The organism is Marinobacter sp. ANT_B65, from assembly GCF_002407605.1.
Classification (GTDB): Bacteria; Pseudomonadota; Gammaproteobacteria; order Pseudomonadales; family Oleiphilaceae; genus Marinobacter.
Genome location: NZ_NXGV01000001.1, coordinates 2,110,011 through 2,132,035 on the forward strand (window position 1 = coordinate 2,110,011; position 22,025 = coordinate 2,132,035).

At 54.5% G+C, this 22,025-nt stretch carries 19 protein-coding genes; 11 read left to right on the top strand and 8 right to left on the bottom strand.

Going from position 1 to position 22,025, the window contains the following annotated elements:
• The first annotated feature begins 32 nt into the window (after positions 1-32).
• Positions 33-1,940 carry an ATP-dependent zinc metalloprotease FtsH gene (ftsH, locus tag CPA50_RS09680; RefSeq protein ID WP_096782169.1) on the top strand — a complete coding sequence of 636 codons (1,908 nt, stop codon included), beginning with the start codon at positions 33-35 and terminating at the stop codon, positions 1,938-1,940.
• A gap of 39 nt (positions 1,941-1,979) precedes the next feature.
• On the opposite strand, the gene CPA50_RS09685 is transcribed toward ftsH, so the two are convergent.
• Positions 1,980-2,717, bottom strand: coding sequence for a ZIP family metal transporter (locus tag CPA50_RS09685; protein ID WP_227519544.1), 738 nt, complete (start codon positions 2,715-2,717; stop codon positions 1,980-1,982).
• Complete coding sequence (gene yghU / locus CPA50_RS09690) at positions 2,695-3,576, bottom strand: glutathione-dependent disulfide-bond oxidoreductase (protein WP_096782170.1); 882 nt, start codon at positions 3,574-3,576, stop codon at positions 2,695-2,697. The genes CPA50_RS09685 and yghU overlap by 23 nt, the downstream gene beginning before the upstream one ends.
• A gap of 135 nt (positions 3,577-3,711) precedes the next feature.
• Between yghU and CPA50_RS09695 the strand changes: the two genes are divergently transcribed.
• Entirely contained in the window at positions 3,712-3,885 is a 174-nt protein-coding gene (locus tag CPA50_RS09695; RefSeq protein WP_096782171.1) for a DUF2897 family protein, read from the top strand.
• On the opposite strand, the gene CPA50_RS09700 is transcribed toward CPA50_RS09695, so the two are convergent.
• A complete protein-coding gene (locus tag CPA50_RS09700) occupies positions 3,876-4,214 on the bottom strand; it encodes a 4a-hydroxytetrahydrobiopterin dehydratase (RefSeq protein ID WP_096782172.1) in 339 nt (112 codons plus the stop codon). The two genes, CPA50_RS09695 and CPA50_RS09700, sit on opposite strands and share 10 nt — an antisense overlap.
• A 150-nt stretch (positions 4,215-4,364) precedes the next feature.
• Between CPA50_RS09700 and imuA the strand changes: the two genes are divergently transcribed.
• From imuA to CPA50_RS09715, 3 genes are read left to right on the top strand one after another with little or no spacing between them, the layout of a single operon-like run.
• The gene (imuA, locus tag CPA50_RS09705) at positions 4,365-5,054 is read left to right on the top strand and encodes a translesion DNA synthesis-associated protein ImuA (protein ID WP_096782173.1); all 690 of its coding nucleotides are present in this window, start codon (positions 4,365-4,367) and stop codon (positions 5,052-5,054) included.
• 5 nt (positions 5,055-5,059) lie between these two features.
• The gene (locus CPA50_RS09710; protein ID WP_096782174.1) at positions 5,060-6,478 is read left to right on the top strand and encodes a Y-family DNA polymerase; all 1,419 of its coding nucleotides are present in this window, start codon (positions 5,060-5,062) and stop codon (positions 6,476-6,478) included.
• Positions 6,478-9,603, top strand: coding sequence for an error-prone DNA polymerase (locus CPA50_RS09715; RefSeq protein WP_096782175.1), 3,126 nt, complete (start codon positions 6,478-6,480; stop codon positions 9,601-9,603). Before CPA50_RS09710 ends, CPA50_RS09715 begins: the two co-directional genes overlap by 1 nt.
• A gap of 230 nt (positions 9,604-9,833) precedes the next feature.
• On the opposite strand, the gene CPA50_RS09720 is transcribed toward CPA50_RS09715, so the two are convergent.
• From CPA50_RS09720 to dbpA, 4 genes are all read right to left on the bottom strand, one after another.
• A complete protein-coding gene (locus tag CPA50_RS09720) occupies positions 9,834-11,156 on the bottom strand; it encodes a sodium ion-translocating decarboxylase subunit beta (protein WP_319823111.1) in 1,323 nt (440 codons plus the stop codon).
• Between the two features lie 14 nt (positions 11,157-11,170).
• Positions 11,171-12,958 (bottom strand): sodium-extruding oxaloacetate decarboxylase subunit alpha, encoded by a 1,788-nt coding sequence (oadA, locus tag CPA50_RS09725; RefSeq protein WP_096782177.1) that lies wholly within the window; start codon positions 12,956-12,958, stop codon positions 11,171-11,173.
• A 45-nt stretch (positions 12,959-13,003) separates the two neighbouring features.
• On the bottom strand, positions 13,004-13,255 hold the full coding sequence (locus CPA50_RS09730; protein ID WP_096782178.1) for an OadG family protein: 252 nt from the start codon (positions 13,253-13,255) through the stop codon (positions 13,004-13,006).
• 220 nt (positions 13,256-13,475) lie between these two features.
• A complete protein-coding gene (gene dbpA / locus CPA50_RS09735) occupies positions 13,476-14,849 on the bottom strand; it encodes an ATP-dependent RNA helicase DbpA (protein WP_096782179.1) in 1,374 nt (457 codons plus the stop codon).
• Between the two features lie 107 nt (positions 14,850-14,956).
• On the opposite strand from dbpA, the gene CPA50_RS09740 reads away from it, so the two are divergent.
• Together CPA50_RS09740 and CPA50_RS09745 are read left to right on the top strand one after the other, a co-directional pair.
• The gene (locus CPA50_RS09740) at positions 14,957-15,493 is read left to right on the top strand and encodes a DUF2058 domain-containing protein (protein ID WP_096782180.1); all 537 of its coding nucleotides are present in this window, start codon (positions 14,957-14,959) and stop codon (positions 15,491-15,493) included.
• A gap of 299 nt (positions 15,494-15,792) precedes the next feature.
• Positions 15,793-17,649 (top strand): methyl-accepting chemotaxis protein, encoded by a 1,857-nt coding sequence (locus CPA50_RS09745; protein ID WP_096782181.1) that lies wholly within the window; start codon positions 15,793-15,795, stop codon positions 17,647-17,649.
• Here CPA50_RS09745 and CPA50_RS09750 read toward each other — a convergent pair.
• On the bottom strand, positions 17,639-18,385 hold the full coding sequence (locus CPA50_RS09750; RefSeq protein WP_096782182.1) for a 5-oxoprolinase subunit PxpA: 747 nt from the start codon (positions 18,383-18,385) through the stop codon (positions 17,639-17,641). The two genes, CPA50_RS09745 and CPA50_RS09750, sit on opposite strands and share 11 nt — an antisense overlap.
• A gap of 176 nt (positions 18,386-18,561) precedes the next feature.
• Between CPA50_RS09750 and CPA50_RS09755 the strand changes: the two genes are divergently transcribed.
• The 4 genes from CPA50_RS09755 to CPA50_RS09770 all read left to right on the top strand — a co-directional run bounded on the left by CPA50_RS09755 (position 18,562) and on the right by CPA50_RS09770 (position 22,022).
• Positions 18,562-19,377, top strand: coding sequence for a prolipoprotein diacylglyceryl transferase family protein (locus CPA50_RS09755; RefSeq protein ID WP_227519545.1), 816 nt, complete (start codon positions 18,562-18,564; stop codon positions 19,375-19,377).
• A gap of 21 nt (positions 19,378-19,398) precedes the next feature.
• Positions 19,399-20,193, top strand: a complete 795-nt coding sequence (gene dsbG, locus CPA50_RS09760; RefSeq protein ID WP_096782184.1) for a thiol:disulfide interchange protein DsbG — start codon at positions 19,399-19,401, stop codon at positions 20,191-20,193.
• Positions 20,194-20,433: 240 nt separating this feature from the next.
• Positions 20,434-21,456, top strand: coding sequence for a TRAP transporter substrate-binding protein (locus CPA50_RS09765; RefSeq protein ID WP_096782185.1), 1,023 nt, complete (start codon positions 20,434-20,436; stop codon positions 21,454-21,456).
• 26 nt (positions 21,457-21,482) lie between these two features.
• The gene (locus tag CPA50_RS09770) at positions 21,483-22,022 is read left to right on the top strand and encodes a TRAP transporter small permease (RefSeq protein ID WP_096782186.1); all 540 of its coding nucleotides are present in this window, start codon (positions 21,483-21,485) and stop codon (positions 22,020-22,022) included.
• Positions 22,023-22,025: the final 3 nt, after the last annotated feature.

Here is a 22,025-nt window from a genome sequence, read left to right on the forward strand (position 1 = left end):
AGGACAGATACGGTGGAGAACCCAGGATCAAAATGACCAACCCCAATAGTTCCGAAAAACAGACACCCCCGGCAAATCAACAGCCAGAGATACCAAAGCAGTATTCATTTCTCTGGCTCAGCGCGGCTATCTTTCTGGTGTTTATGTGGCTACAGGACAGCAGCACACCAAAGCTTCAGGAACTGGCATACTCCGAGTTCAAAACCGCCGTTACCAACGACCAGGTCTCTGAGGTAACACTCAAAGAAGATCATATAACCGGCCTGCTCAGAAACCAGGGCCTGGTCTCCTCAAATACCGACAATGCATCACAGAGCTCAAGCCCCGGATTCAGCACTACCCGGCCGCCCATGGACGATCCGGAACTGCTCACTTTGCTGGAGGCGCACGACGTTACTATCCGGGCCAGGTCTGCAGGGCTGGAATGGTGGCAGGAGCTGATTCGCGGTTTCCTGCCCTGGATATTAATACTGGCCCTGATGTACTGGTTCTGGGGGTCCGCACAGAAACGCATGGCTCAGGGTGGAGGCATGTTCGATTACGGGCGCTCGAAAGCCCGCAGGTCGGTCAAGGAAACCTCCACCACAACACTGGATGATGTCGCCGGTATTGAATCGGCCAAACGGGAAGTCGCAGAGATTATCGACTTCCTGAAATCTCCGGATAAATACCGGGCCCTGGGTGCATCGATGCCTAAGGGTATACTTCTGGTTGGCCCACCGGGCACAGGTAAAACCCTCCTTGCCCGCGCCATTGCCGGAGAAGCGGATGTACCTTTTTTCAGTATAAGCGCTTCAGAGTTTATCGAGATGTTTGTAGGTGTGGGAGCATCGAGGGTGCGGGACCTATTTGCCAGTGCCCGCAAAGAAGCACCAGCGCTGATTTTTATTGATGAACTGGATGCCATCGGCCGCTCCCGGGGCGCAGGTTTCGGCGGCGGGCATGATGAGCGGGAACAGACGCTGAACCAGATTCTTACGGAAATGGATGGCTTCGAATCCCACGAGAATATTCTCGTTCTGGCTGCCACCAACCGGCCAGATGTTCTGGACAGTGCCCTGCTCCGCCCCGGCCGCTTTGACCGCAAGGTAACTCTGGATCTTCCTCACAGGAATGCGCGGGATGCGATTCTTGCCGTGCATGTACGAAAAGTACCCCTGGCGGCAGACGTAGACCTGGATCAACTGGCAGCCCGCACTATTGGATTTTCCGGTGCAGACCTGAAAAACCTGGTGAACGAGGCAGCCCTGACAGCCGCCCGGGAAAACCTGAGCGAAGTTACGGATCACTGCTTTGAGCTTGCCCGTGACCGTATCGTTCTGGGCGAGAAACGCGATGCACAATTGTCTCAGGAAGAACGGAAAATCGTAGCTCACCATGAAAGCGGGCACGCCATCATGGCTTACTACATGCCTAAAGCCGACCCACTCACCCGGCTCACAATCATCCCCCATGGAATGGCTATGGGCGTCACTGAGCAAACGCCGAAGGAGGACCGTTACAACTACTCCGAAAGTTATCTCAGAGATCGCATCAAGGTCATGCTCGGCGGCCGTTCAGCGGAGAAAATCATTTACGGAGAAGTGACTACCGGCGCCCAGAATGATCTCAAAGAAGCCACCAAACTGGTCCGCAAGATGATCGGCCAATGGGGCATGAGCGAAAAGATCGGCCCCATGGGCCTGAGCATTGGCGATGAGCACGTATTTCTGGGCCGGGAAATGGGCTCGCAGCGGGAGTTCAGTGACAAGATGGCGGAGTTGATTGATGCTGAAATCCAGTCAGAGCTTATGGCATTGGAAAAAGCCACCATTGATTTCCTGACAGATCACCGGAGTCAACTTGAAGCCCTGGCAAAAGCCGCGCTCGAGAAAGAGAACCTTTCGGCAGAAGATATCGAAAATGTCCTCCACGAGGAAGCGGCCCGGAAAACTGCATGAACTCTATGAATGCTCACACCAAGGCTTCTGCCTAAGGCATCAGCCGTGCGTGACCAGCATATCGCTGAACAGTGCCAGACAAAACCCGATTACCGCACCAAGCGGTGGCCCCCAGTGCTTTTCCATCCGGGACTGGGGGGCAATATCCTGGAAGATCAGATACAGAATCCCGCCCGAGGCCACCAGCATGATAGCTCCCAGAACCTCAGGCCGCCCGGACAGGAAAAAATACCCAAGAAGACCCGCGACGGGGCCCGCCGTTGCCAGGCCTGTCATCACTGTCAGTGTCTTTTTTGGTGTATAGCCGGGCTTGTCACAGAACTCGCGATAAGCATTGAATCCCTCCGGCAGATTTTGCATGGCAATCAACACAGCCATCAAAGGCGCAAGGTCCGGGTTCACTATAATCAACCCACCCAGAGCAGCAGCTTCCGGCACAAAGTCCAGCATCACACCCATCAACTGTGGCGATTCTCTGTGATGAGCACCCAGCATTCGCTCAATCCCGAAAAACAGCACGCCACCAGCAATAACAGCGGGTACGGCCCAGAACGAATTACCAATACTCGACTGCCCTTCCGGTATCAGCACAATGGTAACGCCACCAAGCAGAATGCCCCCGCCCAGAGCGATCAGAAAATGCCGGAACTCCCGCTCCAGCCAGTCGGGACCAATGCGCTCAACTCTTGCCAGCAATCCACCAAGAGGAATACAGATACCGGCAAGCGTTGTCAGACCTATGATATAGACCAGGTCAGATATCATCAGAAGGCGCAACAATCTTGTCCTGGGTCTTATATTCAAAGTCACTTGCGTCGTGGCGCTCAAAAAGCTGACTTTCAGGCTCACCCCAGGCACGGTTGACCATTCTCCCACGCTGAACCGCCGGCCGCTCTTTTAGCTCCATGGTCCAGCGCAGCACATTGGTATAGGTGTGCGCTTCAAGAAACTCGGCCGCATCGTAAACCTTGTTGGTTACCAGCGCGCCGTACCAGGGCCAGATCGCCATATCAGCAATTGTGTACTCGCTCCCGGCAACATAACGGTTATCTGCCAACTGACGATCCAGCACATCCAGTTGTCGTTTAACCTCCATGGTGTAGCGGTTAACAGGGTATTCGTACTTCTCAGGTGCATAGGCAAAGAAGTGCCCGAAGCCCCCCCCCAAAAACGCCGCACTGCCCATCTGCCAGAACAGCCAGTTAAGCGTTTCTGTGCGGTCTGCCAAATTTGAGGGCAGAAACCGGTCAAACTTCTCCGCCAGATACAGCAGTATGGAGCCCGATTCAAACACCCGGACAGCCGGATCCTGAGAGCGGTCCAGCAGCGCCGGAATCTTGGAGTTGGGGTTAATATCCACAAACCCACTACCGAACTGTTCGCCATCGCTGATACGAACCAGCCAGGCATCATATTCAGCCTCACTGATTCCCAGCTCCAGCAACTCCTCCAGCATAATCGTGACTTTCACACCATTTGGCGTCGCCAGCGAATAGAGCTGAAAAGGGTGTTTGCCAACAGGCAGCTCTTTCTCGTGAGTCGGGCCTGCAATGGGACGGTTGATATTTGAAAAAGCGCCGCCGCTTGCAGACTCCCACTTCCAGACCTTGGGCGGGGTATAGGTGGGATCGCTCATAATTTTGGATACTCCTGGTTTGCTTCTTGCAAAATTTGCGGGTAAGTAAGACAGAATATTCAATCAATTAAGTGACGCAAGCAAAACTGAATGCCTCACTATAGGCAAAGTTATCCAAACAAGGGAGTCAGGCATATGCCAATTACAGGATGGTTTTTTGTGTTCGCTGCCCTGGCCCTGATTCTGGGCAGCCTTTTCATGCTTCGGGATTCGGCCAGCAATATGCGTATCCCGGAAGACAAACTGGAGAAAATCCGCAAGCGTAAAGCAGAACTTGAAGCAGACGAAAACACAAAAGATCAATGGTAAGCAGCGTCTGTTAGCGCCGCCATAATGAAATCATTTTTGTGCAGACCGCCGATTGCGTGTGTCCACCAACTGACAGTCACCTTCCCATACTCCAGAAGGATCGCCGGATGGTGATCTTCAGCCTCAGCCATCTCTCCAACCTTGCTGGTAAAGGCCAGCGCCTGGGCGAAGTTCCTGAACTCAAATTCTTTGCGTAGCTGCTCCTCACCGCTCACCTTAAGGATGCTCCAGCCCGGGACGCCTTTGTGCAGCATGCGCTTCTCTTCATCGCTTACCCCCGGGGATTCTGCGTTACACGCTTCACAGTGTTGTTCCGTCAGTACACTCATGCACAACACCTCCTGATCTGGCACTCCGTGTCCCGCTACTGTCACTCACACCACAAGAGTGGGTTCAGTGACATATTTTATCAACCTGCTTCTTGAAATCAGCCCGCCTTCAGAATACTGTATATTTAAACAGTATTCTGGGATTTTACCATGAGCGAACTTCTTGACACGTTAATGCAGGATGCCCGTGTCTGGCAGGGACACCGGCACAATAAAACCATTCAACCGGCAGAGCCCACCGGATATCAGGCCCTGGACAACCAGCTCGGAGGCATCGGCTGGCCCCGGGGTGCTTTAAGCGAATGCCTGCTGGACACCCCCGGCATTGGCGAGCTGACTCTGTTGGTACCCCTGATGCAGCGGCTGTCTCAGGCAGGTAAAACCGTATTCTGGCTGAATCCTCCCCATACGCCTTACGCTCCGGCTCTGATGCGAAAAGATATAGACCTGGATCAGATAATCATGATCCACACAGAAAACAAAGGCGACTTCCTCTGGGCTCTGGAAAACTGCCTGCGCTCCCCGGTTACCGGTCTGGTAATGGCCTGGCCTGGAAAACTCGCAGCCAGGGAAATCCGGCGCCTGCAGCTGGCAGCCGAAGCCGGCAGCAATGTTTGCGTACTTTTTCGTGAGCGATACTACGCCGGGCAGAATTCTCCGGCCGCCCTGCGCCTGGAGCTTGAACCCGACGACCAGCAGAGCCTGAAAGTAAATGTGGTTAAACGCCGAGGCAGCTGGCCCGGCCAGCGCTGCTCACTTGCCATGGCCCAGCGCGCGGATCTGTTTCACCATGAAGCACCCCGTGTGGTTCAGGGTCCCTGGCTCACACCGGCAAGGTAATCTATATGCTCTGGCTGTACCTGCATTTTCCTCACCTGTTGCTGGACCACATTCGCCGCTCAAATGAGAATTCGGATGCGCTGGTGATTGTGGAGGGTTCAGGGCAAAAGATAATACAGGCCTGCCCCGCTGCCCGGGATCTGGGCATAAACACCGGGATGAGGCTAAAAACGGCCCTTGGCCTGGTGCCAGATCTGTGCATAGTAAAGGCCGATCAGCAGCAGGAAGTCCGGACTCTGGAAGATCAGGCCCGCTGGCTGTATCGCTATGCGGCTCACATTGTTCTTGTTCCACCAAACGGCCTGTTAGCTGAAATAGGCAGTCTGCAACGATTATACGGTGGCCTTTCTGCCGTATGGCAGGCAGTTGAAGACGTACTGCATGAACGCCAGCTTACCGCCTGGCCAGGTATTGGCCATACCCCATTGGCCGCCCGCCTGATTGCACGTAACGGCAAAGGGGAGTGCTCATCGGATAAAAACCATATTCTCCGGACTCTTGGCCAGATGCCACTAGTGGCCGCGGAGTTTGACGGGCGGACCTGCACCCGCCTGCAGCGGCTTGGTCTGAACAAGCTTGAAGAAGTATTCCGTTTACCGCCGGCAGAGATGGCCCGCAGGCTGTCTCCGGAAATTCTGGCGTATATCCAGAAAATTCTGGGTTCCAGACCCGACCCTCAGACGCCCTGGCAACCACCTCACTACTTCCGCCAGCAGGCGGACTTTGTGCAGGAAATTGAGCGGTCCCAGGGACTGTTGTTTCCATTGCAGCGCATACTTTCTGAGCTGGAGAAAGATCTGTGCTGGCGCCAGCAGGACACCGACAGCCTGCTGCTGGTTCTCCAGCACCGGCATGCAGAAGCAACGCGCTTGCACATCCGCACATCTGGCCCGGAGCACAGAGCGGAAGCATTTCTCAGCCTGATCAGCCTTAGATTTGAGCAACAGCCACTGCAGGCACCGGTGATATCGCTGCGACTGATCGTAAAACGGTTTCTAGACCGTGAAGCCCCCGGCGGGCAGGACCTTCTAGGCGAAAACCAGGACCTGAACGAAGCCTGGCATACTCTGATAAGCCGTCTTCAGGCAAAGCTTGGGCATAATGCACTGAAGCAACTTACGCCCCAGGCAGATCACCGGCCAGAACGAGCCTGGAGCGCTGCAGATGTCCGGCGCACAAACCGTGCTTCGACAACAACGACCGGCCAACTACCTCAACGCCCCTTGTGGCTTCTGCAGGGACCGCAACCACTAGAGGAAGTGCCGCAGGCATGGTTTGCAGGCCCGGAAAGAATCAGCGGAGGCTGGTGGGACGGTCAGCGGGTGCATCGGGATTATTACGTAGCACAACTGAATAACGGCCAGCTAGCCTGGGTATTCCGGGATATACGGGAAGGCTGGTTCGTACACGGGTGGTTTGGCTGATGGATGAACCTGACTGTTACGCAGAGCTGTTTTGTTTCAGCAACTTCACCTTCCTGACTGGAGCGTCCCACCCTCATGAACTTGCAGAGCGCGCAAAAGAACTAGGATACACCGCGCTGGCGATAACCGACGCCTGTTCAGTTGCGGGCATTCCCCGCGCCTGGGCCGCGCTGAAAGACAGCCCTGTAAAACTGGTTACCGGGAGCTGGTTTGAGCTGGACGATGCACCTCCCGGCACCAGTACAGTCAGGTTTATTCTTCTGGCCCGGACCCGCAAGGGGTATGGCCAGCTTTGTCAGCTTATAACCACGGCGCGACGCCGCGCAGACAAAGGGCAATACAGGCTTCTTCATGCAGATATCGAAACCCATGAGCTGGATGACTGCCTGTGCCTGTGGTTGCCAGCCTCACCGGCTGAGGCCAGTGCGGATCAGGCTCTGTCTTGCGGTGAATGGTTATTACGGCTGTTTGAGCACCGTTTCTGGATTGCCGCAGCTCGTACCCTGGAATCCGGTGAGGAACAGCAACTGGCCCGGATACGGTGGCTTTCCGGGCACATGTGCTGCCCGGTGACAGCTACTGGTGAAGTTCACATGCACAGCCGGGAACGGCAGCCTCTGCAGGATGTGCTCACCGCTCTGCGCAACCACACCAGCCTGGAAAATGCCGGCCACCACCTGTTCCAGAACGGTGAACGCTATCTGCGCCCGCTGTCGGTACTGCAGCGATTGTTCCCCGGAGCCTGGCTGAAAGAGTCTTTGCATATCGCCCAGCTGTGCACCTTTGAGCCCGGCAGCCTGCGCTATGAATACCCCCCGGATCTTGTGCCGGAGGGAGAAAGCCCGGCGGATTATCTGAGGCAACTAACCCGGAAAGGTGAACGCAAACGTTACCCGGAGGGCACGCCCTTGTCTGTTCAGGCTCTGATCCGCAAAGAGCTGGGCCTGATTTCCGAAATGAAGTATGAGCACTACTTTCTTACCATCAATGACATTGTAGCCTTTGCCCGCAGCCGTAACATTCTCTGCCAGGGCCGGGGCTCTGCCGCAAACTCAGCGGTTTGCTACTGCCTTGGCATTACCGAAGTAAATCCCGCCCGGGTCGAACTGCTGTTTGAACGCTTTATATCCAAAGACAGGAATGAACCGCCGGATATCGACGTGGATTTTGAGCACGAACGCCGGGAAGAAGTCATCCAGTACATCTACCAGCGATACAGCCGGGAGCGGGCCGCACTGGCGGCAACCGTTATCCGTTACCGACCGCGCAGTGCCATCCGCGACGTGGGCAAAGCCCTCGGGTTTGATCCGGCACTGGTGGAGCAGTTACTGGAAGGCATCGACTGGCGTGACAAAGCCACCAACTGGCGCCAGCAGATTCTCGACAAACGCCTGACCCGGAACCCGAAAGTTGCCGATCAGTTTTTTTCTCTGGTAAACACCCTGCTCGGCTTTCCCCGACACCTGTCACAGCATGTGGGCGGCTTTGTGATCAGCTCCGGGCCACTGGCCGAGCTTGTACCAGTCGAGAATGCTGCTATGGCCGATCGCACGGTTATCCAGTGGGACAAAGACGACCTGGAAAGCCTGGGTCTGATGAAGGTAGACATTCTCGCTCTGGGCATGCTTACAGCCATTCGTAAAGCCCTGGAGTTAATCAGCAAACAGGAAGGCCGGCCTTTCCATATGCAGGACATTCCTCAGGAAGACCACGCCACCTACAAGATGCTGCAAAAAGGCGACAGCATTGGCGTATTCCAGGTGGAATCCCGTGCCCAGATCAACATGCTCCCCAGACTGAAACCCGAAACCTTCTACGACCTTGTGATTGAAGTTGCCATCGTTCGTCCCGGCCCCATTCAGGGCGACATGGTGCACCCTTACCTGCGCCGGAAACATGGCCTTGAACCCGTGGATTATCCCGATGACGCTATCCGCAGCGTACTTGAGCGCACCTTGGGAGTACCCATTTTTCAGGAGCAGGTTATTAAACTGGCCATGGTTGCAGCTGGTTTCACCGCTGGCGAAGCCGACCAGTTACGCCGAGCCATGGCCGCCTGGAAATCCCACGGCGACATGACCCAGTTCCGGGAAAAACTCATCAAAGGCATGCTGGAACGAGGTCACGACGCTGATTTTGCCGAGCGCCTCTACCTGCAAATCTGTGGCTTTGGCGGTTATGGCTTCCCGGAATCCCACGCAGCCAGCTTTGCCCTGCTTGTTTATATCTCAGCCTGGATCAAACGACATTATCCTGCAGCCTTCTACTGTGCCCTGCTCAACAGCCAGCCCATGGGTTTCTACTCTCCATCCCAACTGATACAGGACGCCCGGCGCCATGGCGTTATGGCACTACCACCAGACATCAACAACAGTCAGTGGGATCACACCCTGGAAGGCCCTGATCACCAACTGCGCCTTGGCCTGAGAATCATACGGGGATTCCCGGAAAACGCCGCCGAACGCCTATGCCAGCACCGCCCCAAAACCGGCTACCGTTCCGCCACCGAGTTACGCCGTCTGGCAAACCTGAACCAGCGCGAAATGGAGCTGCTGGCTGGTGCCAACGCTATGCCGGCTTTCGCCGCCAACCGCCATCAGGCTTACTGGCAACTACTGGGACACGAAAAACCCGCTGAGCTTTTTTCAACAGCAGAAGACAGCGAAAACTACGAGCCAGAGTCCTGCCTTCAGCTACCGGAACCCACCGAAGGCCAGAACCTGCTCGCAGACTATGCCAGCCAGGGCCTCACCCTGCAGCGCCACCCATTGGCTCTGCTCCGGGAACAGGGTCACTTACAGTTCTGTCTCAGCGCCGAACAGCTCAAAACTACCAAAGCCGGCATTCCTGTACAGGTAGCCGGCCTGGTAACCGGCCGTCAACGCCCCGGCTCCGCCTCCGGCGTTACCTTCGTAACCCTGGAAGACGAAACCGGCAATGTGAACGTCGTCGTCTGGCTGGAAACCGCCCGCCGGCAACGTAAGCCGCTACTCACCGCAAGGTTGTTACACGTAAAAGGCGTTCTGGAAAGAGAAGGGGAAATTGTTCATGTCATGGCGGGAAAACTCTCGGATCTGAGTCATCTGATACAGACACTTCCGATCAACTCGCGAGATTTCCACTAAGCAGATTATCGTGGATTTCCAGAACGATAGCTCCTGAGTTCATAGAGCCGGAGGGATGCCTTCTTTCAGGAATGTCTGTGGCCAAGGATGGCCACAGTCAAGCGCACATGGATGTGCCTCGTAGCGGTTCCTGAAAGAAGGCATCCCTCCGGCTCAAACACCAAATACAGCAGGCCTAGAAGCAAAAAACCCCGCACCAAGGCGGGGTTTTCACACTACAAGAGCAACAATCAGCCAAGCAGCTTGATCATCACACCCGCAGCAACAGCAGAGCCGATAACACCAGCAACGTTCGGCCCCATGGCGTGCATCAGCAGGAAGTTCTGCGGATTCGCCTCAAGACCAACCTTGTTGGAAACCCGCGCTGCCATTGGCACCGCAGACACACCAGCGGAACCAATCAACGGATTGATTTGTTCCTTGGTCACCTTGTTCATCAGCTTCGCCATCAGAACACCACAAGCGGTACCCACACAGAATGCCGCCATACCCAGCAACAGAATACCCAGAGTCTGCAGATCCAGGAATTTGTCGGCACCCAGCTTGGAGCCAACAGAGAGGCCCAGGAAGATCGTCACAATGTTAATCAGAGCATTCTGGGAGGTATCACTCAAACGCTCAACAACGCCACATTCACGCATCAGATTACCAAAGCAGAACATACCCAGCAGAGGCGCTGCATCCGGCAGGAACAAAGCCGTCGCAATCAGCACTACAATCGGGAATACAATCTTTTCCGCCTTTTTCACCGGGCGCAACTGGGACATCTTGATCGCGCGTTCTTTTTCCGTGGTCAGCGCCTTCATAATAGGCGGCTGGATCATTGGTACCAGAGCCATATAGGAATAGGCAGCAACCGCAATAGCCCCCAGAAGATGCGGAGCAAGAATACTCGACACGTAAATAGACGTCGGGCCATCCGCGCCACCAATGATACCAATGGCCGCTGCTTCAAAGATGGTGAAATCCATGATTCCACTCCAGTTAAGCAATGCCGCACCAAGAACGGTGCCGAAAATGCCAAACTGGGCAGCCGCGCCAAGCAACAGAGTCTTCGGGTTCGCCAGCAGCGGACCAAAGTCTGTCATAGCTCCAACGCCCATGAAAATAATCAACGGCGCAGCACCACTAGCGATCGAGACGGTATAGAAGTTGTAAAGCATGCCGTTGGTGTAACCCAGGCTCTGGGCAACGACACTGGCCTGCTGAGCCATCACATAATCTGCACCTTTATAGGCTGCCTTGAAGGCATCTAAAACCTCCGGTGTGACTACCTGGCCCGACTGAAAGCCCACATCAAGGACGCTCGCAAGCGCTAAAAGTGTATCCGGATTCGCAATATGGATAGCGTTTTCAGCGGCAGACAGGGCGAGCCCTGCCTCCGGAATATTCGCCAGAATGCCACCGAACCCGATCGGCACCAGCAACAACGGCTCAAAGCCCTTACGAATCGCAAGGAACAGCAGAAGAAGACCGACACAGATCATGAAGAACTGGCCGATTGATAGATTAAACAGGCCGCTGCCTGTCCACAACGTCATTAATTTATCCATGGAATGCTGGCCCTTTATGCGATTGTCAGCATTTCATCATCAGGAGAGACGGCATCACCGACCTTGATGAAGATTTCACCGACAGTGCCGGCCTTTGATGCACGAATCTCGGTTTCCATTTTCATGGCTTCGAGAATAATCAGCACATCGCCTTCTTCAACAGCGTCTCCCGGTGAAACCAGTATTTTGAAGATATTGCCACCCAGAGGTGCAATAACCGGCTCACCGCCACCCGCAGCAGCAGCTGGCGCAGACGTCGCCACAGGTGCAGCTGCCGCACCGCCCTCGCCCTGAATCTGGGAAATTTCACCACCTTCAGAAACTGCGACAACGTATTGCTTGCCGTTAACATCAACCGTATAGGTTTCGGGGCCAGCAGGCTTCTTCGCAGGTAGCGCATCCTCAGCCCTGGGAACCGGCTCAAATGCATCCGGGTTACCGCGATTTTCCAGAAACTTCAGGCCAATCTGCGGGAACAAGGCGTAAGTCAGAACATCATCAACGGTATTATCCGCCAGCTTGATGCCTTTCTCGTCTGCCAGAGTTTTCAGTTCGCCAGTCAGCTTGTCCATTTCTGGTTCAATCTGATCAGCAGGACGGCAGGTAATTGCTTCTTTTCCATCCAGAACCTTCGCCTGCAGCTCTTTATTAAACGGCGCTGGCGCAGAGCCATATTCGCCCTTCAGGATAGCCGCAGTTTCCTTGGAAATAGACTTGTAACGTTCGCCTGTCAGAACGTTCAGCACAGCCTGGGTACCAACAATTTGCGAGGTTGGCGTTACCAGCGGGATAAAGCCAAGATCTTCACGAACCTTGGGAATCTCCGCCAGTACTTCGTCAAACCGGTCAGCCGCATTCTGCTCTTTAAGCTGGCTTTCCATGTTCGTCAGCATGCCGCCCGGCACCTGAGCAATCAGGATACGGGAATCAGTACCGCGAAGACTGCCCTCAAATTTCGCGTATTTCTTACGGACTTCGCGGAAATAACTGGCAATTTCTTCAAGCAGAACCAGATCCAGCCCGGTGTCACGATCGGTCCCCTCAAGGATTGCCACAATCGCCTCTGTGGGCGAATGGCCATAAGTCATACTCATTGAGGAGATAGCCGCATCCACGTTATCGATACCGGCTTCCGCTGCTTTGATAGCTGTCGCGGTAGACATGCCGGTAGTTGCGTGGCATTGCATATGAATCGGGATGTCCAGCTCTTTCTTCAGGCGAGTTACCAGATCAAAAGCAACATACGGTTTAAGAATGCCCGCCATGTCTTTGATAGCAATAGAATCTGCGCCCATATCGGCAACTTCTTTAGCCAACTCAACCCACATTTCAATGGTATGCACCGGGCTGGTGGTGTACGAAATTGTGCCCTGTGCGTGCTTGCCTGTTTTGCGAACAGCCTTGATAGCCGTCGCCAGGTTGCGTGGGTCGTTCATGGCATCAAAAATACGGAACACGTCTACGCCGTTTTCCGCTGCACGATCAACAAACCGCTCTACCACATCGTCCGCATAATGGCGGTAGCCCAGAAGATTCTGACCTCGCAGCAGCATTTGCTGGGGCGTATTGGGCATTACTTTCTTCAGTTCGCGGATACGCTCCCAGGGATCTTCACCCAGGTACCGGATACAGGAGTCAAAGGTAGCTCCGCCCCAGGATTCAAGAGACCAGTAGCCCACTTTATCGAGCTTCTCGGCAATAGGCAGCATATCATCAAGCCGCATACGGGTGGCCAGCAGGGACTGATGAGCATCACGAAGTATAACGTCCGTAATCCCCAGCGGTTTTTTTGTATGAGTCATCGTGTCAGCCTTCTGTTTAAAGGTTCTATCTAATCAGTTACCGGGTCACTTCTTGTGGCGCGACCGGAATTGTGCAATCGCCTTTTTAATCGCCTCTGCCGTATCAGGGTCAACTGATACCGGCGCCTTGGACCTGGCACGAGGTGACTTGGCCGGGGTTGCCGGCTCGGGCGGCGCAAACCGGGTAAGCAGTTTGGACATAAGCAGGGTCGCGAAAACCAGAACAATCAGGAACGCGAACACGAACCCCATACCCGCAACCATCAGATCGACGGCTTGTGACATCAGGTCATCCATATTGAATAGCTACCTGTTATTGATTTATGGATTTTCCCGGAAAAACCGAAACGCATTAGACCTAAGTCTTATAGCGAACCGAAGCAATCCGGGAGGCAAAATCCTGCGTAATTTACCGGTTTCGCACCCAGTGAGCAACAAAAATGCATATGACTATACGGACTTTCCGAGTGCCCGAAGACAGCCCCAGCCTGACCGAAAAGCCCGTGACACCTTAATCTCAGACCAGCCTCACTCTTAACTTTCGACCCTTTATCCGTCCACTTTCAAGCCGTTTCAGGGCGCGACCGGCCTGTGCGGCTTCTACAGCGACGAAACACTGAAAATCAAACAATGCAATCTTGCCAACAGACTTGCCATCAAGCCCGGCTTCCCCGGTCAGTGCACCAAGCACGTCCCCCGGACGAAGTTTCTCCTTACGGCCAGCTGCGATGCACAGGGTTTTCATTGCGGGGGCAACCGGTTCGGGAGGAATCGAGAGCAAAATCTCCGTATCCCCCCAGGTAACCGGGCTGCCGCGCTCGCTTTCAAGACGGTTGATCTTGTGACCCTGGGCCGGACTGCATAAGGTGACGGCCAGCCCGGCTTCCCCAGCCCGGCCTGTGCGCCCTACCCGGTGGGTATGTACTTCGGGATCCCGCGCAGGCTCGGCATTAATAACCAGAGGCAGGGATTTGATATCCAGCCCACGAGCTGCAACATCTGTTGCAACCAGAATCTGACAACTCTGATTTGCGAAGCGCACCAATACACTGTCACGTTCGCGCTGCTCAAGGTCTCCGTGCAGAGCCAGAGCTGAAAAGCCTTGCGCTCCCAGCTCTGCGGCCAGTTCATCACACTGCTGCTTCATGGAACAGAACACCAGACAGGAAGCTGGCTGATGTTCTGACAGCAGACTTACGATCGCACGGGTACGCTCCTGGGCAGGAATTTCGTAAAACAGCTCCCGAATATCAGAGTTAACACTTTGAAGTTCGGCCCGCACATCTACAGGGTCCCGCTGAAAACCTGCACTGAGCTTACGAATAGAGTCAGGCCAGGTCGCTGAAAACATTAATGTCTGACGCTGCTTGGGCGTGTAGCCCAGGATTTCCTCCATGGCGTCCTGAAACCCCATATCGAGCATCCGGTCAGCTTCATCCAGAACCAGAGTCGTGAGACGATTCAGCTCCAGCGTTCCTTTGCGCAGGTGATCCGCAATCCGCCCTGGCGTGCCCACAACAATGTGCGCTCCGTGGGCCAGAGAGCCTATCTGAGGCCCGATGGATACACCGCCACACAGCGTGAGAATCTTTATATTCTCCTGTGCCCGCGCCATTTCCCGCAGAGCTTTAGCTACCTGATCTGCCAACTCGCGGGTCGGGCACATCACCAGCCCCTGCACTGCAAACAACTTCGGTTTGAGGCTTTCAATCAGCCCGATACCAAAGGCAGCCGTTTTACCACTGCCAGTCTGAGCCATAGCAATCACGTCACGGCCGGCCAGGCAGTGAGGCAAGGCCTGGGCCTGAATATCCGTAGGCCTGGAAAAGCCCAGCTGGGCAAGATTGGCCTGCATGGCTGCGGACAGATCAAGATCTTTAAAGGAAGGCATACAAGAAAATCCCGGAATCGGCGGTTGCTGGTTAAGAAGGTAGACACGAGGGCGTATACTGTCACCATAGAATATCAGAAATTGTGACCAATTAACGGAGTTATCCCATGGCGTCCCTGCAAGACCAGCTATTGAAAGCAGGCCTGGCCGACCAGAAAAAGGCCAAGGCTATTCGCAATGAGAAACACAAACAACGCAAACAGCAGCCGAAAGGTGCTGTACAGGTCAATGAAGCAGAAGTCCGGGCTCGTCAGGCCCGTGAGGACAAGGCCGAACGCGATCGGCAGCTGAACCTGAAACGACAGCAGGAAGCCGAGAAAAAAGCGGTTCAGGCTCAGATTCGCCAGCTGGTCAATACCAACCGGCTGGATCGCAGCAGGGGCGAAATTTCCTACCAGTTCGTTCACGACAAAAAAATCAAAAAGTTGTATGTAGATGACGCCATGGCGGACCAGCTCTCCCGAGGCCGGCTTGCTATTGTATTCGTCGATGATCAGTACGAAATTGTCGCCGACGGCGTGGCCCGCAAGATTATAGAACGAGATGAACAGGCAGTGGTTGTGCTACACGACCGCAAAAAAGATGACGTGGGTGAAGATGATCCCTATGCAGGTTATGAAATCCCTGACGACCTTATGTGGTGATCACTGAACAGTCTGCGAATCCGGTTCCTGGCATGTCAGGAACCGGCCCTTTGAGCATTCTGATAACAATCCCCCTCCCTCACACTTCTTTTATGAATCACTTTTCTTGCTTGCGGTAATCAATTGTTACCGTAAAGCTCTGGAATCTGATGCCGAAAACAGACTTAATGTAGCCATAAAAATATATTTCAGACAGCTCTTGGTCTGCATCTCATTCTGTATCAGGAATGCTCTTCCGGCGTCCATCGAACCACCCCGAATGACCTTTCAGACATAGCTCACACGCTTAAGGAATCGATATGAAACTGGCATCCTTCTTCGGCGACATGACCATCCGGAGCAAACTCGCGGGCGGTTTTGCGTTACTGCTGCTTCTCACCATTATTGTAGGTGTTGTTGGCAACCGGGCACTGGAGACATACAGCCATCGTTCAGACATTGTGACCATGCTGGGCCATGTCAATACAGGGTTGACTGAAGCACGGGTTGAAGAAAAGAATTTTCTGCTGTCGGGTAATGCTGAAGATATGCTCGCATCCCGGGCTCTTGGCGATGAAGTTCTTGAAGTTACACGCCGGATCAAACCTATGCTTGCGGTGAATGCAGACATCAGCACGCTGGAAAACATTCAGGCTGATATCGAGCAATATCAGTCGCTGATGAGCAATGTTGAGTCCAACACAAGCCTGCGAGAAGACGCTCTCAGCACCCTTGAAACAACAGCAAGAGTGCTGGGGTCTTCGCTCAAGGCTCACAGTTCGCTGTTTTTTGCTTCGGCGATGTTTGAAGATATGCGTCGCGCGGAACGCAAATTCCTCGTGGAACGCGATCCTGAAGCCGTAAAGTCCTACCTTGGGGATGCGAAGCGAATACAGAGCCCTCTGAAATCAGCAGCCATAAGCCCGGAAGAGAAAGCAAAGGTTGCCAAAGCACTTGAATCCTACACAAGCGAATTCCAGAACGTCGTGCGACTGACTGAGTCCAGCGAACAGCTGTCCCAGGACATGGTCGCAACGGCCAGCCGTGTTATCGAATCAGCGAACAGCCTGCGCGAAGGGCAGTCTGCCAAGATGGAATCCAACCGCAAGCAAGCAACCACCTTGATCTTTGGTACAACCGCCATAGCTGTGCTGCTTGGCATTCTCATGGCTTACCTGATTACCAGGGCTATAACCTCCCCGATTAATAATGCCGTTGCAATCGCTTCAGAAGTTGCCTCTGGAAACCTGTCCGTTCATATCGACAACAACCGTACAGATGAGATAGGTCGCTTGATGGCGGCCCTGGCAACCATGGTCAGCAGCCTGCGGGAGCTGGTCAGAAACATCGAGTCCGGCGCATCCAACATCGCAGCATCTGCAGAAGAGCTTTCGACGGTCACCAGCCAGACCAGCGACGGGATCAATCGCCAGAAACAGGAAACCGATCAGGTAGCCACGGCGATGAACCAGATGACAGCGACTGTTGCGGAAATTGCCCGCAACGCTGAACAGGCATTTTCGGTTGCCTCAGATGCCGCCAGCCAGGCTACAGAAGGCGAACACGAAGTCAGGGAAACCGTAAGTCAGGTGAATGGGCTGGCGAGGGAAGTAAGCCAGAGCATGACAATCATCCAGAGCCTGCAACAGGAAACAACCAACATAGGCACAGCCCTGGATGTCATCAAATCAGTCGCAGAACAAACGAACCTGCTGGCACTGAACGCTGCCATTGAAGCTGCCCGCGCAGGTGAACAAGGGCGAGGCTTTGCCGTGGTTGCAGACGAAGTACGCTCTCTGGCGCAACGAACCCAGAGTTCAGCTCAGGAAATCGAGACTCTTGTAACCTCACTGCAGAGCAGCGCTGGAGAATCTGTATCTGCAATGGAGACCAGCGCAACCATGGCTTCTGACACGCTCAGGCGAGCCACGGCGACCGGCGCATCCATTGAGCGGATCACCCGCTCTGTGGAGGAGATCAAACAGTACAACAGCCAGATTGCGACAGCATCGGAACAGCAGACGTCCGTAGCAGAAGAGATCAACCAGAACATCACCAGTATTCGTGATGTTACCGATCAATCCGCCGCATCCTCCAACCAGACCGCCAGCTCCAGTTCAGAGCTGGCAAAACTTGGCAGCGAACTGCAGGCTCTGGTCTCCCGATTCAGGCTCTGACGGCTTGCTCGTCCAGTGCTTTACGGATCGCACGCACGGCGGCAACAGACTCGGGATTGTCGCCGTGTACACACAGAGTATCCGCTTCAAGGTAGAGTGGTTCTCCGTCGATCGTCTGAATCACTTCACCCCGGGAAATAGCCAATACCTGGCGCAGAATAGCCTCAGGACTGTGATGCACTGCGCCCGGAAGGCTGCGGGACACAATATACCCTTCTTTGTCATAAGCGCGATCGGCAAACGCCTCCAGTAAAAGTTCGACCTTGTACTCTGCACAAAGCGCCTTCAGGGGACGGTTATCTGCTGTCGTCATCGCCATCAGCGCAAGTTTTGCAGGAGACTGGCTCAGTGCATCAAGAATAGCCCGCAGAACAGATTCATCCCGCATCATGTCATTGTAGAGGGCACCATGAGGCTTTACATAGCTCAGACTGGCACCCTGAGCAGCAGCAATCTGGGCCAGCGCGCCCACCTGATAAAGCACCATGGCGTGAACTTCATCAGCGCTGCAAGCAATCGAGCGTCGCCCGAACCCCTGCAGATCCGGGTATGCCGGGTGCGCACCCAGAGTGACCTTGTGTTGGAGCGCCAGCCTCACTGTGTTTCTCATAACCAGTGGATCCCCGGCGTGAAAAGCGCAGGCTATGTTCGCCTGATCGATATACGGCATTACCTGATCGTCCAGACCCATCGTCCAGGCGCCATAACTTTCACCAATATCGCAATTCAATAGCATGTCAGTACCCTGTAGGGGTTCGAAAACCAAAAAGAGCTTTTTATGCTCCCGAGGTTATGGCGGCGCTTTCTGATATGCAACCATTGAGAGCGGATAAGACGGTTAAGCATAAGCCGGACCCAGGAACTCAAACGAGAACTGCAGGTCGTAGGCTGGCCAGTCATAAACAAGGAGTGATGATGTTATCGGTCAATATCGGCCCGTTGAGCCTGCCTCTGGCTCAGCTTCTGTTAATCAGTGCGTTTGTAATTGCTCTGATTGTTGGTGCCATCACCGGACGCAAGGAAGGGGTTCCCATCGCCGGAACAGTGTCTGATGTTTTTCTGGCGGCTCTCGTAGCGGCCCGCATCGGTTTTGTTATCCAGTACTTCGAACACTATCAGGAAAACCTTTGGGGTATTATCGACATCAGGGACGGGGGGTTCAGTGTTATTGCCGGCCTGACTGGTGCACTGGCACTCATCGCCTGGAAGCTCTGGCGGCACCCGAAAATCCGCAGGTCACTCATAATTGCCAGCGCCTCAGGCGTGCTGGTCTGGGGCTCTGTCTCACTACTGGTAAACCTGATAGAAAGCAGCTCCAGAGGCATACCCGAGGCCAGATTCTCTTTGCTTGACGGCACACCGGTTATGCTTTCGGAAGTGGCCGGGAACAAGCCGATGGTCGTTAACCTCTGGGCCACCTGGTGCCCTCCCTGCATCAGGGAAATGCCGGTTCTGGAGAAGGCCCAGCAGGATAATCCAGATATTACCTTTGTCTTTGTGAATCAGGGTGAACAGCCCGAAACGATCAGCCGTTTCATGAGCCAGCACAAGTTCTCGCTCCGGAATGTTCTGACCGACACCAGCGCCAGCCTCGGCCGGACTACGGGAAGCCAGGCCTTGCCAACAACACTGTTTTACGATGCCAGTGGCCAGCAGGTAAACGCCCATCTCGGTGAACTGTCCCGGGCATCACTGGCCCACAATCTTAAAAGCTTTGACACTGACTGAATCTGAACCCGGAGACTTGTTATGCAATCACCTAACCCCCTGTCCAGGCGCTCACTACTTGCTACCGCCCTGGTCGTCAGCAGCCTGAGCCTGCCAGTTGTGGCACAGTCACAGGATCAACACCCCGACGCCATTCAAAATCTGATTGACCGTGGTGTCAGTGTGTCCGGCAGTTTTGAGGCACCCGGAGACATGACTGGTTACGTTGGCAATATGCAGGGCCGTCCTATTGCGTTCTACCTCACTTCGGATGAGCAGCATGTCATTGTAGGGACAATGCTGACCGCCAGCGGTGAAAACCTTACAGAATCAAAAATACAGGAACTGGTCACCGGGCCCCAGAACGAAAAAGCCTGGAGCCTGCTGAAGGATGCTGACTGGGTAGGTGACGGGAATGCCGATGCACCGGTGATTGTCTACACATTCACCGATCCTAACTGCCCGTTTTGTCACAGATTCCGCCAAGCGGCAGAACCCTGGATTGAAGCCGGAAAAGTACAGTTGCGCCATGTAATGGTGGGTATTCTGAGGCAGGATAGCCTGCCAAAGGCCGCCACGATTCTAGGCTCGGACAACCCCAGCGAGGCTCTGAAGGAAAATCAGCAGAAGCATGGCTCGGGTGGCATTGAGGTGGACCGCAACATTGTCAGCAAAAATGCAGAAAAAGTTCAGAAGAACAACCAGCTGATGTCCAGCCTCGGATTAAGCGCCACTCCGAGTACTTATTACACGGACAATAATGGCGATATCCAGATGAAACAGGGCGCTCCACGACCTGCTGAAATGGAAGCGATAATGGGAAGCCCCGCTCCCTGAACCGGATAACTGGCTGAGCCCAGATGGCAGAACCGGCCGGGTTCTGCCATCTCATCCACTCCCTCTCTGAGCTGCACTCCCGCCTGCAATTTATCGATATTTTATCGGCATCACAAAGATTAAATGCTCACACTTTATGACAACAAGTTTGACGGGGTAAAAGCCCGCGACTAGCTTTGATCAGACACAGCATGCACGAGTGCCGCTCACAATAAATTTCAGCGCCAGGAGGCAAGTATCATGATAAAAAACACCACCCCTCTCAGTCAGCGTTCTGCTTCAGCTCCTTTCCTCAAACAGTTGGGTGGAGTGCTTACTGTTGCTGCCCTTACTCTGGCTGCAGGTTACGCCCAGGCGACTGACTGGGATATGCCCACGCCCTATGGCGACTCCAATTTCCACACCGTCAACATCAGTCAGTTCACCGACGATGTCAGGGACGCAACTAACGGTGAGCTTGATATCACGGTTCACAGCAGCGGCTCGCTGATCAAACATCAGGAAATCAAAAACTCCGTCCGCCGCGGCCTGGTACCCATTGGTGAGCTGATCATGTCCCGGCTGGCCAACGAAGACCCGCTGTTTGAAGTAGACTCAGTACCCTACCTGGCCAGTGATTACGATCAGGCATGGAAGCTCTGGCAGGCCTCCAGGGATGTGCTCTCCAAACGCCTGGAGGGCCAGCGCCTGAAGCTGCTTTTTGCCGTACCCTGGCCCCCTCAGGGCATCTATACGCAGTTCGCCGTTGAGACAGGCGAAGAGCTGAAAGGCGTGAAAATGCGAGCTTACAACAAGTCCAGCGAACAGCTAGCTGAGTTGCTTGGCGCTTTGCCCACACAGGTCGAAGTTCCGGACATCCCAACAGCGTTTGGAACAGGCCGTGTTGATGCGATGATCACCTCGCCGTCCACCGGCGCCAATACCCGTGCATGGGACTATCTGACGCACTTCAACCACGCACAGTTATGGCTACCCAAAAATATGGTAGTTGTTAACGTAAAAGCCTTTAACAGCCTGCCCGAAGAAACCCGCAAAGCTCTCGAAGACGCAGCCGAAGCAGCTGAAAAGCGAGGCTGGGAAGCCAGCAAAGCGGAAACTGAAGCAAAAATAAAAATCATGCAGGACAATGGCATCGAAGTATCCGAGCCGTCTCCACAGCTGGTCAAACACCTGAAGGAAATCGGCGAAGCCATGACAGAAGAATGGCTCGGGCGTGCCGGTGAAGACGGCCAGGCCCTGCTTGAGGCGTACAGCAAGCAGTAGCCATCAGGCGACGTCAGGACAAGCTCATGCGCAGAACACTCGATGCATTTTACAGGCTGGGCGGCGCACTCTCCGCGCTGCACCTGACGCTCATCATGGTATTAATCGTGGCCCAGGTGCTGGGCCGCGTACTCGACAAACTGCTGGGCTGGGCAGGATTTGATGCCCTGGGACTTACTGTTCCGGGCCTTGCGGAAATTGCAGCTTTTCTGCTGCTTGGTGCGACGTTTTTTGGCCTTGCTTATACATTCTGGCAAGGCGGCCATATTCGCGTCACTCTGGTGCTTCAGTACCTTCCAAAACCTCTTCATAGAGCCATGGATACAGGGGTAACCCTGGTTGCGGCTTTTATCACTGGCTTTGCCGCCTGGCAAAGTGCGCGCCTGGCTCTCGACAGCTACGATTTTGGCGACCTCTCTATCGGCATGGTCCCCGTGCCGCTCTGGATTCCGCAAGCAGTCATGACCCTCGGCCTGATCTGGTTGTTGATCGCCTTGCTCGATGCTCTTTTCCTGCTTGCCAGTGGCCGGATCACCCAGCTCATAAACGAAGCGCCCGAGGAGTAGGCT